Raw genomic sequence first — 13,395 nt, 5'->3', positions numbered from 1 at the left:
TACTATGAATGAGCATAGTTCTTTCTCAGCCCTCTCTGACGGAAAGAAATAAAAGCAACTGCGATAGAGCGCAGTTGCCTTTTTTTGTTTTTCTATGATTTTAGTAATCTTATAGTAGTCTCTAAAAATAGCTCCACTCCACAAATTAATGCTGATTCATCCACGTCAAATTTCGGATGATGATGTGGATAACAAGTATATATATTTTCATTACCTGTTCCTAATTTAATGAAACAACCGGGTGCTTTTCTTAAATATGCTGAAAAATCTTCCCCACCCATAGAAGGTTCAAGCTTCACAACACGCTCATTCCCAAACAAATGTAGTGCACTTTCTTCTACTATTTTCGTAATATATTCATCATTAATAACCGGATCATATCCATATCGATACGTATATGTATACGATCCTCCATGTGCTTCTGTAATTCCTTTCACAATTTTCTCGATTTTCCCTTCTGCTTCCACCCTCAATGCTTGATTAAATGAACGAACAGTTCCCATTAAAGTTGCTGTACTAGGAATAATATTGTCAGCCACTCCCCCATGAAACTGCGTAACTGAAACGACTCTTTGCATGAAAGCACTTGTATTTCTAGATACGATATGTTGTAGATTTGTAATAATCTGCGCTCCGATAGCGATAGGATCAATCGTTTCTTCTGGCCGCGCCGCATGCCCTCCTTTGCCTTGGATCTCAACTGTAAATACGTCTGGTGCTGCCATCATCGGTCCATATACAATTCCTACATTCCCACTTTCCAAGCCAGACATAACATGTAAACCTATTACATAATCAACACCGTCCATAACACCAGCCTCAACCATTTCTTGTCCACCACCAGGGTATACTTCTTCTGCATGCTGAAAGAATAGACGAATTTCTCCTACAAACTCTTCCTTCATATTATTAAGCACCTCTGCAGTGCTTAATAAAATAGCTGCGTGAGCATCGTGCCCACATGCATGCATCATTCCTTTTTTCACAGATGTATAAGATTTACTTGTCTCCTCTTGAATTGGCAAAGCATCTATATCAGCTCGAATCGCAATTACTTTCCCTTGCTTCACACCCCTTTTAATTGCTAGTACACTATACTTCGTCGGTCTCGTTACTTCAAAAGAAGAAAATGAGCATAGTGTATCATATATAAATTGCGAAGTTTCTTTTTCATGAAATGATAATTCCGGATACTTATGAAAATGCCTTCTCCATTTCACGATATTTTCTTCCGAAATTAGACTCTTCCACACTCTATTCATGATAATTTCCTCCTTTTCAAAAGAACTAGAAATTTTAAATTTTACTCCGTCTTAAATGATTAATAAAAACAAATACTGCATTTTTACGTATTCTTATAGTCCACTTTTATGTATTCACACAATCCACTTTCTATTTACATGTCAAACCCATTACAAATTCATGCTGAATGTAATATAATTGCTAAGTTAGGGATTTTCTTTTTTAGTATTTAGTGCTAATATCAGAAAAGAGCCTTTTGACTTATTTTTACCTAAAATGTGGGATTTTGTTTTTTTCACAATAATGTAGGACATGATACCTACAAAGAGCTATTATTTCATTAAGAGAGGGAAAGACATGGAAAGATTAAAAGAGATATGGTCTCGACCACTCACACAATGGGTTGCAAAGACGGTTTATTATCTTGCAATTTTATTTGCATTACTTTGGTTGTATGGATTCCATGATACAAACACAAGTACATTTATTTACAATGAATTCTAGGGTGGGAACGTTATGAAGTTATTAGAACAAATTGAAAAGTGGGCTATTGAAACGCCTGATCAAACCGCTTTTGTTTGGCGAGATGCGAAAATTACGTACAAACAATTAAAGGAAGATTCTGATGCGTTAGCACATTGGATTTCTTCTGAGTATCCAGACGATCGTTCACCAATTATGGTGTATGGCCATATGCAACCTGAAATGATTATTAACTTTTTAGGATGTGTAAAAGCTGGACATGCTTACATTCCTGTAGATTTATCTATCCCAGCTGATCGTGTACAACGTATCGCTGAAAATTCTGGTGCGAAATTGCTTTTATCGGCAGCAGAAGTAACTGTAACTGATTTGCCAGTTCGCATCGTAAGTGAAGACAACTTAAAAGATATTTTCTTTACTCATAAAGGGAACACTCCAAATCCTGAACATGCGGTAAAAGGTGATGAGAACTTCTACATTATTTACACATCAGGAAGTACAGGTAATCCGAAAGGGGTTCAGATTACTTATAACTGCCTTGTTAGCTTTACAAAATGGGCTGTAGAAGATTTCAACTTACAAACAGGGCAAGTATTCTTAAACCAAGCACCTTTCTCATTCGATTTATCTGTTATGGATATTTACCCATCATTAGTAACAGGTGGTACGCTTTGGGCAATCGATAAAGATATGATTGCGCGTCCAAAAGACTTGTTTGCTTCTTTAGAGCAATCGGATATACAAGTATGGACTTCCACACCTTCTTTCGCAGAGATGTGTTTAATGGAAGCATCTTTCTCTGAGAATATGCTACCAAACATGAAAACATTCTTATTCTGCGGTGAAGTGTTACCAAATGAAGTAGCTAGAAAATTAATTGAGCGTTTCCCAAATGCAACAATTATGAATACGTACGGTCCAACAGAAGCTACTGTCGCTGTAACAGGTATTCACGTGACAGAAGAAGTACTTGATCAATACAAATCACTTCCAGTTGGCTACTGTAAATCAGACTGTCGCCTTCTTATTATGAAAGAAGATGGTACGATTGCACCTGATGGTGAAAAAGGCGAAATCGTAATTGTCGGTCCAAGCGTAAGCGTTGGATATTTAGGAAGCCCTGAATTAACAGAAAAAGCATTTACTATGATTGACGGTGAGCGCGCCTATAAAACAGGCGATGCTGGCTATGTTGAAAATGGTCTTCTATTCTATAATGGTCGTCTTGATTTCCAAATTAAGCTGCATGGTTATCGAATGGAATTAGAAGAAATTGAGCATCACCTTCGTGCGTGTTCTTACGTAGAAGGTGCAGTTATCGTTCCAATTAAAAAAGGTGAGAAATACGATTATTTATTAGCGGTTGTTGTTCCTGGGGAGCATTCGTTTGAAAAAGAATTCAAATTAACATCTGCAATCAAAAAAGAACTCAATGAGCGATTACCAAACTACATGATTCCACGTAAATTCATGTATCAATCTTCTATTCCAATGACACCAAATGGAAAGGTAGATCGCAAAAAATTATTGAGTGAGGTTACAGCATGACCGCATATGGATCATTTTATTTTTTCGCTATAGTGGGCATTTTATTAATACCTACTATCATAGCTGGATTAAAAGGTAAAATGTTGCGTAAATATAATGCCGTTTTAACATTAGTCATGCTTGCTATTATCTTCTCAGATAAACCAAAGCAAGCAATGATGTTAGCTGCATTTATTATTTGGCAATATGTCCTTATTAAAGGCTATTTAATTTTAAGAAAACAAAATAATAGTACATTCACATTTTGCATAGCTGTTATTTTATCGATTTTGCCTCTTATTTTGGCAAAAATCGCACCATTTGCATCGTTATTACCTGAGTTAAAACTTGTTGTTTTTCTAGGTATATCTTACGTAACATTCAGAGCAGTTCAAATGGTATTTGAAGTTCGTGATGGTTTAATTAAAGAGCTTTCTTTCTTTAACTTCTGGGAATTCGTTTTATTCTTCCCTGCGATTTCAACAGGACCTATCGATCGTTACCGAAGATTCCAAAAAGATATTCAAAAGCCACCTAGCGCTGAAGAATATCAAAATTTACTATATACAGGACTAAATCGTATTTTCCAAGGTTTCTTGTATAAATTTATTATTGCTTACTTAATAAAACAATATTGTATGGATCCAGCATTCGCTCAACACGATACAATCTTTTCAAATATGATTTACATGTATAGCTATAGCTTATATCTATTCTTTGATTTTGCTGGTTATAGCTCTTTTGTAATTGGTGTAAGTTATATGATGGGAATTAAAACGCCAGAAAACTTTAATAAGCCCTTCCTTAGTCGTAATATTAAAGACTTCTGGAACCGCTGGCACATGAGTTTATCATTCTGGTTCCGTGATTTTATTTACATGCGTTTCGTCTTTTTTGCAACGAAGAAAAAGTTAATTAAGAACCGTTACACAATTTCGTATATCGGTGCATTTTTAAATTTTTTCATTATGGGAATTTGGCATATCCAAGGAAGCGCTGTTGCGCAGTATATTATTTATGGTCTATATCATGCCGCACTGTTTATTTTATTCGATATTTTCGAACGAAAAAACAAGAAGCATAAGTTTTGGCCCAACAATAAATTTACACGCATCCTTGCGATTGTAATTACGTTCCACGTTGTATGTTTCGGTTTCCTAATCTTCTCTGGACACCTTAACAGATACTTTTAATGCACCCTTCTTATTCCATTAAGAAGTTGCACATATAATATATTTCGGATATAAAGGAGATTTTAAAAATGGCAGAATTCAAAGAGCAAGTATTAGATATTTTAGAAGAAGTATGTGAAAACGATATTGTGAAAGAAAACTTAGATGTTCAATTATTTGAAGAAGGTATTCTTGATTCTTTCGCTGTAGTATCTTTATTAGTTGAATTCCAAGAGCGTTTAGATATTGAAGTTTCTATTTCTGATTTTGACCGTGACGAGTGGGCTACACCAAACATGGTTATTAAGAAGTTGGAAGAAATCCGATGAACAAAGCAAAATTTGGTCCGATGCTTTTAGCATTGGCCCTTTTTGCTGTATTCTTACTTATTCCAACGCGCTTTCTACTTCCACTTTTAAGTGATGAAAAAGTAGAACAAGCTGCTACTTCTTTAAAAGAAGAAAAGATTCAAAGTATGATTTTACAGCAAAAGATGTTAGCAGATCCAAAATATCTTCCGATGTACGGTTCATCGGAATTCGCACGTATGGATGCTTTCCATCCATCTAATTATTTTAAAGTAAAGCCTGAAGGATTTACGCCATTCCTTCTTGGACGCGGCGGAACACAAGACCTTGTACATGTGTTAAACTTCGCATCTACAATGGATCAATTGAAAGATAAGAAAATGGTATTCGTTCTTTCTCCGCAATGGTTTGTACCACAAGGTATTGACGAGACGCACTTTGCACCTAACTTTTCAAAACAACAAGGTTACCACTTCATTTTCAACAATGATTTAAAACCTGAAATGAAAAAACAAATTGCAAAGCGTTTATTAAACTTTGAGATTGTAAAAAAAGAAACTTTATTAAAAATTTCGCTTGAAGGTATCGCTTATGATGATACGAAGTATAAAGTAAAAGCACTTGCTGCTAAACCTTTCGCTTATATTTATCGTAATATTTTAGATCGTAAAGATTTATTTACAGCTATGTTTAATATTAAACCGCACAAAGAAAAGCTTGATCCTTCATTAAAACAAATGAACTGGGAAGAGGCTCGTAAACATGCGGATCAAACAGGTGCAGTAGAATCTGGATCTAATGAATACGGTATTGAAGATGATTATTTCAATAGCAAAATTAAGAAAAAATTAAAGCAACGTGAAGGTTACTTAAAAAATGATGCTTATGACCAATCGCCAGAATATGAAGATTTACAAATTGTACTTGATTTATTAAAACAATCTGGTGCAAAACCACTCTTCATTTCTGTTCCTGTAAAAGGTCCTTGGTACGACTACGCTGGCTTCCCGAAAGAACGCCGCGAAGCATACTATAAGAAAGTTCATGAGCAAATTGAAAAAGCTGGTTATCCAATTGCCGACTTCTCAAATCATGAATACGATAAATACTTCTTAAAAGATCATATGCACTTAGGTTGGAAAGGCTGGGTTTACATCGACGAAGCCATCCAACAATTTTATAAAGCAAACTAATGAAAAGGCCACTTGAATTACTCAAGTGGTCTTTTTGTATATATTTTGTAATTGCTCGATTGCATTCTCCGCTTCTTTCATAACTCGCTCCACTACATGCTGAGCTGATTCGATTCGTGCCAACGATGCTGCCTGTCCTGCCCAAAGTGACATATATTCTTCCTTATTTTGCTTCGCTGCCTCTTGGCGTATTTTAGAAGTTAATACGTTTTGCACTGGATACATCGGAAGCCCTTCTTCTTTTCCTTCATGTCTCTCTATAAATTCATTCCGGATACCCCGTGCATATTTCCCGGAAAACGCACGAGTTACAGTTGTGCTCGTATCTGTACTATGTAAAACCGCTTCTTTATACACATCGTGCGTAACACTCTCTTCACTTGTTAAAAAGGCCGATCCCATTTGAACACCTTCTGCTCCTAGTGCCAATGCCGCAACAAGCCCTTGCCCGCTCATTACAGCACCTGCTGCGACAATTGGGATATGCGGAACAGCTTCTACTAACTGAGGTATTAACGCAAACGTACCAATCATAGCATCTCGTTCTTCCCCAATAAACGTTCCTCTATGCCCTCCTGCTTCGCTACCTTGCCCGATAATAATATCTACTCCTAGCTCAGCAAGTACTTTCGCTTCCTTCACATGGGTAGCTGTTCCGATAACTTTTATTCCACTTCTTTTTAAAGCATTTATTTCTTCTTTTTCTAACGTTTGAAATGCAAAACTAACGACCGGTACTTTTTCATCTAATAGCACTTGTAATTGTTCCTTATAGCTTTTTGGAAGCTTTAACGTCCCCTCTACTTCTATACCTAATTCTCTATTCACTCCACTTAGTAATACTTTCGCCTCATTTATCTTCTCTTCTTCTATTTGTATCTCTTTCGTTACAAGTAAATTAACACCGAAAGGCTTATCTGTTAGTTCTCTTATTCTATAAATCGCTTCACGAATTTGTTCTGGGCTCATATAGCCCGCTCCAAGCGTCCCTAATCCTCCGCTATTACTTACTGCTGCAACAAGTTCTGGCGTCGTAATCGCGCCTGCCATACCGGCTTGAACGACTGGATACTCAATTTTTAATATGTCTGTTACTCGACTTGTAAACATCATTTTCCCTCCTATTTCCTTTATATCTTCTTTATTTGATAAGCTTTCCCCTGCTTTTGCAAGGGTTGGACCTCAAATGAAGCGAATATATTGAAAGAGAAGGAGGCTGAGCTTAATGATTTATCCAAATGCATTAAAACAAGGTGATACAGTAATGATTATTGCACCATCTGGTCCACCTACAATCGAAAATGTATTAAAAGGTGTGAATGTATTACAAGAGATGGGGTTATCCGTAATAATCGGGAAGAGTGTTTACGAGAAATATGGATTTTTAGCCGGAAGTGATCAAGTTCGGCTTGACGATATACATGAAGCATTTACAAATAATGAAGTGAAGGCAATTTTTTGTGCACGAGGTGGTTATGGAAGTGCTCGTCTTCTTCCTCACATTCAATATGAAGTTATTAGGCAGAATCAAAAAATCTTTTGGGGATATAGCGACATTACAGCTTTACATACTGCTTTTTCACGTTATGCAAAGCTTATAACATTTCATGGTCCGATGATTGAAGAACTAGGAAAAGGTATTGATTCCCTATCTTTATCCTCTTTTAATCAGCTATTCCATCCGTATTCAACCATTTTATCTGCATCAGAATGTATCGTACCTAGCTCTCACAGTACAGTTACAAGTACGTTAGTTGGAGGAAATTTAGCTGTGTTAACAAGTATAATTGGTTCGCCCTACGAGATAAATACGGACAATACACTTTTATTACTTGAAGACATTGGTGAAGAACCGTACCGCATTGACCGTATGTTAAATCAGCTACTTTTATCTGGAAAGTTTAATGAATGCAGGGGCGTTATTTTCACAAGTTGTCACGACTGCACTCCTTCAAAGCCATCTCAATCATTGCAAACAATATTATATGAATATTTCGCGCCATATCATATACCTGTCCTATTCGATTTACCAATTGGACATATAAGTCCAAACATCGGTATTCCACTTGGAGCTACAGCGACAATAAACACGAATAATAAAACAGTCTCTATTTCTTCTGGTATAGCCACTCCATATTCAAATTAAAAAGGAAAAGCGATTACGCTTTTCCTTTTACTTATAATAATTAAAAATTCGTCCAGATGCGATATCTGCAATTTCTTCTGGAATAAATGTTTTACTTATATCAGTGCCAACATTTAATACAGCTGTAGCATCTTTCTCAATGCTACCAAATAACTCTTTCCCACGTATCGTAATAAGGGGCGTTCCTTCTGGCAACACATCTTTTACAAATTCCATTTGTGTAAAGAACGGAACGATCCATCTACCTTCTCCTTGGAAATGACGCAAACGAAGTATTCCTTCTGTTGCCCCGTCCTCTGCTTCTAGTGAACCAGCAACATAAAACTCAGTAGATAAGAGCAATTCATAAAATTCCTTTTGCTTCTGTTTATCATCCCCTGCTACAACAAGTACCTCTTCTAATTTCTTTACTGAAATTTGCTCCATATGATGCCACCCCTATTTTCAAAATGATTGTACTTAGATTATACGAAATATTCTTATTTTTTTCTACATAATTCGCAATTATTTTCTTAAAATAATTTTAATACTTCTTTTGTCTTCACAATCGTAGCAAACTCTTCATGTAAATTTACAAGTGTCATATTGTGAATATCCTCTGCACTATACTCCTTACCATCTAAACCTTTACGGTTAAAAGTAGCCGTTGCATCACTCACTAAATATGTTGTAAATCCTAAATTCCCTGCCATTCGTGTCGTAGTTTCCACGCAATGATTTGTCGTTAATCCTACAACCACTACTGCATTACATTTGTTCTTTCTTAATCGCTCTTCTAAATTTGTCCCAATGAACGCGCTGTTAACGAATTTCTGAATAACCACTTCACCAAGTAGTGGTTGCACTTCTTCTTTAAAGTTTACCGTTTCCGCTCTCTCATAAAACATTGACTGAGCATTTTCTTTATTTACATGTTGAATATGAAAAACTGGTCGTTTCCTTTTTCTCCATTCTTCTAACAAAATTCTCATGTTTTCTTCAGCAAAAATATTATTTCTCTCGCCCCAATCTGGTAATTGAAATGCCTTTTGTACATCGATCATGATAAGTGCTATTTGATTTGTCATCATTTCCCCCTTAATTTGGCTGTAATTGAAATAGAAAACCAAGTTGTTGTGACGCAGTAATAAAGCAAACATAGGCGCAAAGCTCTACAATTTCTTTTTCTGTCCAATATTGTTTTAATGCGTGAAACATAGTATCATCTATTGCTTTTCGGTCATGAACAAATGTATGCGCAAAAGTAACGGCTACACCAATCTCCTCTGCCTTTTGCACATCATCTGGTCTTCCCTTTGCCATACAGTACGGACATTCATTCCCATACGCTAATGTTCTTCTCACTTGCTCCTTCAACTCTGCTGAAAGAGTTCCTTTATTGTACAGTGTATCTTCTAACTTACTCCACGAGTGTAATATATCCGAATTATGCCCTAATAACTTTTGAAACTTTGTATCTCCTACATTTGATAATGAAATTCTCTCCATCATTTCCCCTCCTATTTCCTTCTGTTTTATTGTAAAATAAATAACGTTCACTTTACATTTCATATGAATCTTAATTTATATTTTCCCTTTACAAAAATCATTATTTTACTGGAGGTATATTTACAAATGCAATTAGACCGTGTTGATCGAAAAATTTTAAATGAATTATATAATGATAGTCGCCTTTCGATGCGTGAATTGGCTAAACGAGTAAACTTATCTGCTCCGTCTACTTCAGAACGTGTTCGTAAGCTCGAAAGCGAAGGTGTTATTCAAAAATACACAATTGATATTGATTATAAAAAGGCAGGACTAGTTTTAGATTGTATTTTAGAAATCACCTTAAAGAATGGTGATACAACACGTATGCAACAATTTATTCAGTCTTATCCATCTGCAAGTTTTTGTTACCGAGTAACAGGAAGCTTATGCTACATTGTAAAAATTTCTGTTCCTTCACTCGTTGAACTTGAAGAATTTATCAATGATGTTTCTTCATATGCAACGACAGTTTCTCATATCGTATTATCAGAAGTATCTCTTACTCCTGATATTGAACATATCTTCCCAGAAGATTAATTTATTTTTATTCATAAAATATAAAAAAACCCCTTACAATAAGAATAAAAATAATATATTATGTATTAAAATACATAAAGTTCGAGAAAGGGGCTTTACATTGAAAATCTGGTTTTATGAAAAAACGGCACAATTAGATGACTTGCTTGGTATTTGGGATAATGTTCCAACCATCCCGCGAATTGGTGAAAAAGTGGAGATTTTAAAGACGGTCCGCACTGTTACAGATATTAAATATGTAAAGAACGGTAATAATTTTCGTGTAGAAATTATTACAAATTAAAAAGTAGCTCCTAAGAGCTACTTTTTAATTATCTATTATGTGCTTTCTTTATAACGATTTTATCTTCTTCTACAGATACTGTTACATAATCACTTTCTTCTAACCGAAGCTTATTTACAGCCTCATCTGGTAACTCTATGGCCATCAATCTATCGGTTACGATCACTTGACTATACACTTCATTTTCATGTGATGCACTCTCTACTTTTTGCTCATTTATAAAACGTACTGGTGGCACGCCAACTTCTTTTACTATACGCCATTGTTTCCAAACATAAGGAATTAACCATAGTAATCCAACAACTGTAAGACCGATACCAATCCATAAATTACTTTGCGCTTGTAATTCAGTAATTGAGATTGTACCACTTTCTTCTCCACCGAAAAATTGCATACTTGTTGCAATCAAATTATTTAGAGCGTGCACAGCTATATTCGTCCATATATTTTTTGTCTTTATGTATAAAAGACACATAACGACACCAAACATGAACGCACCAATAACATCAAAATGTCCTAGGCCAAAAATAATTGAAGATATAATTACAGCTTTTTTAATTCCCCATTTATGAGCCATTCGCTGTAAGAAAAATCCCCTAAAAATAACCTCTTCCATAATAGGTGCTAACACACATGCTGAAATGAAAGTAAATATCGTCATATATACGTTACTCGTATTAATAACATTTCCGTCTTCTAGCATAGTAACTAAGAAATTCGGTAACGTATGTGCTAATATGTAAAATTGAATCTGAGATATGCCAACTGAAAAAATCATCCCCATTATCGTTGCTAATACAATTAATCCCCAAGATAAACGTCCTGGCTTATCAAAAAAACTGTTAAATACAACATTATTTTTATTTGTTTTTACGTATAGCCAAAGTAACGGAAATACAAAAAATACAGTTATTTGTGAAATAACCTCCATCGTATTCTCAGAAACATTTGCTAGACTTAATGGAATCATTGTAAGGAACACCCCTATAATCATCCATCCAAAAAAACTACGTAGTCTTATACGTGAAAATGCATAGTGCATATGAAACACCCCCAAAGATAGTAAAAAATAAAGTAAAACTTGAATCAATATTTTATAGGCGTCCTTTCCTTATAAATAATTGGATAACTAAATTGCAATATGAATCTAGTTGAAATTCTTCCTATTTTTCTCAAATCATTTCAAACAGCATATCTCTTAAAATAACATATCGCTATTCTTCAAGTTGCAATCCAAGTGAAATTTATGTAATAAAAATCCCCGTTTTTACAAGCGGGGATTTCTTTTATTATAATACGTCACGTTTTTGGAATAATGCACTTGATGCTACAAGTAACACAACAAAGTATGCCGCTACAAGTAATAATGAAGTTGTAAACGTAAATTCTGTAAATGTTGGTTCCATTCCACCATTGATTAATTTATTGCTATCGTAAGCTCTTAAATCCAAATGGTTGAATACTACAAACTTCGCTACACCTTTTGCAAACATTATCAATACCATATTAATTGCACCTTGTAAGAAGAATAGGAACATCGTAATAATTAATGGTAATACAGACTTTCTAAAGACATTTGCTAGGAAAAATGCAAGTGTTGCAAAAAAGAACGGTGAAAGTAGTTGATATAAAGTGGACTTCATTACGATTCCTAACGTTAATTCTGTTTTACTACCATCCATTACAATACCGCCAATAATCATTGCAATTAGCATACCAGCTAATACGATAAATAACATTGCTAATAACACTGTAATATATTTAGAAAATAAAACTGCAAGTCTTTTTCTTGGACGGATTAACAATTGTTTAATTGTACCTTTTTGGAACTCATCAGTAATAGTACGGGCAGCAAGTGTAATCCCAAAAATCGTTGTAAATAAAACAATTAAGCCAATCTCTGAGTTTGCATAATCTAAATATGATCCCTTAAACTCATCACCTTTTCCCCACTTCAACATTGCTAAAGTACCTAAAATTTCGAGTGCCGCAATGACACCAATTAAAATATACATACCTTTTTTCGCATGCAACTTTAAAAATTCATTTTGAATTAATTTAAACATTACGCTTTCACTCCCCCAGTAATCGCTAAGAACTCATCCTCTAACGTTTTATTTTGAACAGTAACTCCGTATACAAGCACATCAGCATGCACAAGTTTTTTTACGAGTTGCGGAATGTTGTCTTTTGTTACAGATGCTACAATTACATTCCCTTTTGCTTTACCTTTAATGATTTCATTCGCTTTCTGAGCTTCATCTACTTCAAACGCTACAACGACTGCCTCATCATGTTTCACTTTTTCATGTAAGTTGTACTCTTGTACAAACTCGCCTTGTTTAATAATAACAACGCGATCACACATTAATTCAATTTCACTCAATAAGTGACTTGATACGATTACAGCAATATTCTCTTCTTTCGCTAAACGTTGTAAATAATCACGAATTTGGCGAATACCAGCTGGATCTAATCCATTTGTCGGCTCATCTAAAATTAAGATTTTCGGCTGATGAAGTAATGCCTGTGCAATTCCTAAACGTTGTTTCATACCAAGTGAATATGTTTTCACCTTTTTATGAATCGCATGCTCTAATTCAACAAGCTTTACAATCTCAGCAATCCGCTCTTTACTAATTGGAGTAATGGCCATGTTCGCAAAATGCTTTAAGTTTTGCATTCCTGTCATATAATCATATAGTTCAGGATTTTCTACAATCGCTCCAATTTGCTCTAGTGCCTTTTCACGCTCCGAGCGAATACTATGTCCACAAATTGTAATATCGCCCTCTGTCATTGAAATAAGACCTGTCATCATACGGATCGTCGTCGTCTTACCGCTACCGTTCGGTCCAAGGAATCCGTATACTTCTCCTTCACGAACCTCAAATGATAAACCACGAATAATTTCCGTTCCACCAATCCTTTTTCGAACATTCTCTAACTTTACTACTACGTTTCCCAATGCTGA

At 35.2% G+C, this 13,395-nt stretch carries 16 protein-coding genes; 8 read left to right on the top strand and 8 right to left on the bottom strand.

Annotated features, from left to right (window positions below; translation table 11 throughout):
• Nucleotides 1-92: 92 nt before the first annotated feature.
• Nucleotides 93-1,262, bottom strand: a complete 1,170-nt coding sequence (locus tag RT27_RS10915; protein ID WP_043936097.1) for an amidohydrolase — start codon at nt 1,260-1,262, stop codon at nt 93-95.
• 337 nt (nt 1,263-1,599) lie between these two features.
• Between RT27_RS10915 and RT27_RS10910 the strand changes: the two genes are divergently transcribed.
• The 5 genes from RT27_RS10910 (at nt 1,600) to dltD (ending at nt 5,925) form a co-directional block, all read left to right on the top strand.
• Nucleotides 1,600-1,746 (top strand): teichoic acid D-Ala incorporation-associated protein DltX, encoded by a 147-nt coding sequence (locus RT27_RS10910; RefSeq protein WP_000440293.1) that lies wholly within the window; start codon nt 1,600-1,602, stop codon nt 1,744-1,746.
• 12 nt (nt 1,747-1,758) lie between these two features.
• Nucleotides 1,759-3,273, top strand: a complete 1,515-nt coding sequence (gene dltA / locus RT27_RS10905; protein WP_016082352.1) for a D-alanine--poly(phosphoribitol) ligase subunit DltA — start codon at nt 1,759-1,761, stop codon at nt 3,271-3,273.
• The gene (dltB, locus tag RT27_RS10900) at nt 3,270-4,445 is read left to right on the top strand and encodes a D-alanyl-lipoteichoic acid biosynthesis protein DltB (protein ID WP_029441794.1); all 1,176 of its coding nucleotides are present in this window, start codon (nt 3,270-3,272) and stop codon (nt 4,443-4,445) included. The genes dltA and dltB overlap by 4 nt, the downstream gene beginning before the upstream one ends.
• Before the next feature lie 68 nt (nt 4,446-4,513).
• Nucleotides 4,514-4,753: a D-alanine--poly(phosphoribitol) ligase subunit DltC gene (dltC, locus tag RT27_RS10895; RefSeq protein WP_000807310.1), complete on the top strand. Its 240-nt coding sequence runs from the start codon at nt 4,514-4,516 to the stop codon at nt 4,751-4,753.
• Nucleotides 4,750-5,925 (top strand): D-alanyl-lipoteichoic acid biosynthesis protein DltD, encoded by a 1,176-nt coding sequence (dltD, locus tag RT27_RS10890; protein WP_001030272.1) that lies wholly within the window; start codon nt 4,750-4,752, stop codon nt 5,923-5,925. Before dltC ends, dltD begins: the two co-directional genes overlap by 4 nt.
• Before the next feature lie 21 nt (nt 5,926-5,946).
• Here dltD and RT27_RS10885 read toward each other — a convergent pair whose 3' ends face one another.
• A complete protein-coding gene (locus tag RT27_RS10885; protein ID WP_043936094.1) occupies nt 5,947-7,035 on the bottom strand; it encodes a nitronate monooxygenase family protein in 1,089 nt (362 codons plus the stop codon).
• 115 nt (nt 7,036-7,150) lie between these two features.
• Between RT27_RS10885 and RT27_RS10880 the strand changes: the two genes are divergently transcribed.
• Entirely contained in the window at nt 7,151-8,071 is a 921-nt protein-coding gene (locus RT27_RS10880; RefSeq protein WP_029441793.1) for an LD-carboxypeptidase, read from the top strand.
• Nucleotides 8,072-8,098: 27 nt separating this feature from the next.
• On the opposite strand, the gene RT27_RS10875 is transcribed toward RT27_RS10880, so the two are convergent.
• The 3 genes from RT27_RS10875 to RT27_RS10865 all read right to left on the bottom strand — a co-directional run bounded on the left by RT27_RS10875 (nt 8,099) and on the right by RT27_RS10865 (nt 9,559).
• Entirely contained in the window at nt 8,099-8,497 is a 399-nt protein-coding gene (locus RT27_RS10875; RefSeq protein ID WP_000435265.1) for an SseB family protein, read from the bottom strand.
• A gap of 86 nt (nt 8,498-8,583) precedes the next feature.
• Complete coding sequence (locus tag RT27_RS10870) at nt 8,584-9,138, bottom strand: cysteine hydrolase family protein (protein WP_029441792.1); 555 nt, start codon at nt 9,136-9,138, stop codon at nt 8,584-8,586.
• A 10-nt stretch (nt 9,139-9,148) separates the two neighbouring features.
• Nucleotides 9,149-9,559, bottom strand: coding sequence for a carboxymuconolactone decarboxylase family protein (locus RT27_RS10865; protein WP_016082359.1), 411 nt, complete (start codon nt 9,557-9,559; stop codon nt 9,149-9,151).
• Between the two features lie 126 nt (nt 9,560-9,685).
• Between RT27_RS10865 and RT27_RS10860 the strand changes: the two genes are divergently transcribed.
• Both RT27_RS10860 and RT27_RS10855 read left to right on the top strand, forming a co-directional pair.
• Nucleotides 9,686-10,138, top strand: a complete 453-nt coding sequence (locus RT27_RS10860) for an Lrp/AsnC family transcriptional regulator (RefSeq protein ID WP_001175505.1) — start codon at nt 9,686-9,688, stop codon at nt 10,136-10,138.
• 100 nt (nt 10,139-10,238) lie between these two features.
• Nucleotides 10,239-10,421 (top strand): DUF3913 family protein, encoded by a 183-nt coding sequence (locus RT27_RS10855; RefSeq protein ID WP_000707107.1) that lies wholly within the window; start codon nt 10,239-10,241, stop codon nt 10,419-10,421.
• 28 nt (nt 10,422-10,449) lie between these two features.
• Here RT27_RS10855 and RT27_RS10850 read toward each other — a convergent pair whose 3' ends face one another.
• From RT27_RS10850 to RT27_RS10840, 3 genes are all read right to left on the bottom strand, one after another.
• The gene (locus tag RT27_RS10850; protein WP_029441791.1) at nt 10,450-11,463 is read right to left on the bottom strand and encodes a CPBP family intramembrane glutamic endopeptidase; all 1,014 of its coding nucleotides are present in this window, start codon (nt 11,461-11,463) and stop codon (nt 10,450-10,452) included.
• A gap of 247 nt (nt 11,464-11,710) precedes the next feature.
• Nucleotides 11,711-12,487, bottom strand: coding sequence for an ABC transporter permease (locus RT27_RS10845; RefSeq protein ID WP_016082360.1), 777 nt, complete (start codon nt 12,485-12,487; stop codon nt 11,711-11,713).
• Nucleotides 12,487-13,389, bottom strand: coding sequence for an ABC transporter ATP-binding protein (locus tag RT27_RS10840; protein ID WP_016082361.1), 903 nt, complete (start codon nt 13,387-13,389; stop codon nt 12,487-12,489). The genes RT27_RS10845 and RT27_RS10840 overlap by 1 nt, the downstream gene beginning before the upstream one ends.
• Nucleotides 13,390-13,395 lie beyond the last annotated feature (6 nt).

It is taken from the genome of Bacillus sp. L_1B0_5 (assembly GCF_000836715.1).
In the GTDB taxonomy this organism is placed as follows: domain Bacteria; phylum Bacillota; class Bacilli; order Bacillales; family Bacillaceae_G; genus Bacillus_A; species Bacillus_A thuringiensis_S.
The sequence above is the reverse complement of the archived record's forward strand: the minus strand, read 5'-3'. Positions and strand labels throughout refer to the sequence as shown.

Bases quoted from the DNA above. Each gene is read 5' to 3' on its own strand.
- RT27_RS10850 (WP_029441791.1), bottom strand. From the start codon at position 11,463: ATGCACTATGCATTTTCACGTATAAGACTACGTAGTTTTTTTGGATGG.
- dltD (WP_001030272.1), top strand. From the start codon at position 4,750: ATGAACAAAGCAAAATTTGGTCCGATGCTTTTAGCATTGGCCCTTTTT.
- dltB (WP_029441794.1), top strand. From the start codon at position 3,270: ATGACCGCATATGGATCATTTTATTTTTTCGCTATAGTGGGCATTTTA.
- RT27_RS10885 (WP_043936094.1), bottom strand. From the start codon at position 7,035: ATGTTTACAAGTCGAGTAACAGACATATTAAAAATTGAGTATCCAGTC.
- RT27_RS10845 (WP_016082360.1), bottom strand. From the start codon at position 12,487: ATGTTTAAATTAATTCAAAATGAATTTTTAAAGTTGCATGCGAAAAAA.
- RT27_RS10860 (WP_001175505.1), top strand. From the start codon at position 9,686: ATGCAATTAGACCGTGTTGATCGAAAAATTTTAAATGAATTATATAAT.
- dltA (WP_016082352.1), top strand. From the start codon at position 1,759: ATGAAGTTATTAGAACAAATTGAAAAGTGGGCTATTGAAACGCCTGAT.
- RT27_RS10875 (WP_000435265.1), bottom strand. From the start codon at position 8,497: ATGGAGCAAATTTCAGTAAAGAAATTAGAAGAGGTACTTGTTGTAGCA.
- dltC (WP_000807310.1), top strand. From the start codon at position 4,514: ATGGCAGAATTCAAAGAGCAAGTATTAGATATTTTAGAAGAAGTATGT.
- RT27_RS10915 (WP_043936097.1), bottom strand. From the start codon at position 1,262: ATGAATAGAGTGTGGAAGAGTCTAATTTCGGAAGAAAATATCGTGAAA.
- RT27_RS10880 (WP_029441793.1), top strand. From the start codon at position 7,151: ATGATTTATCCAAATGCATTAAAACAAGGTGATACAGTAATGATTATT.
- RT27_RS10910 (WP_000440293.1), top strand. From the start codon at position 1,600: ATGGAAAGATTAAAAGAGATATGGTCTCGACCACTCACACAATGGGTT.
- RT27_RS10865 (WP_016082359.1), bottom strand. From the start codon at position 9,559: ATGGAGAGAATTTCATTATCAAATGTAGGAGATACAAAGTTTCAAAAG.
- RT27_RS10870 (WP_029441792.1), bottom strand. From the start codon at position 9,138: ATGACAAATCAAATAGCACTTATCATGATCGATGTACAAAAGGCATTT.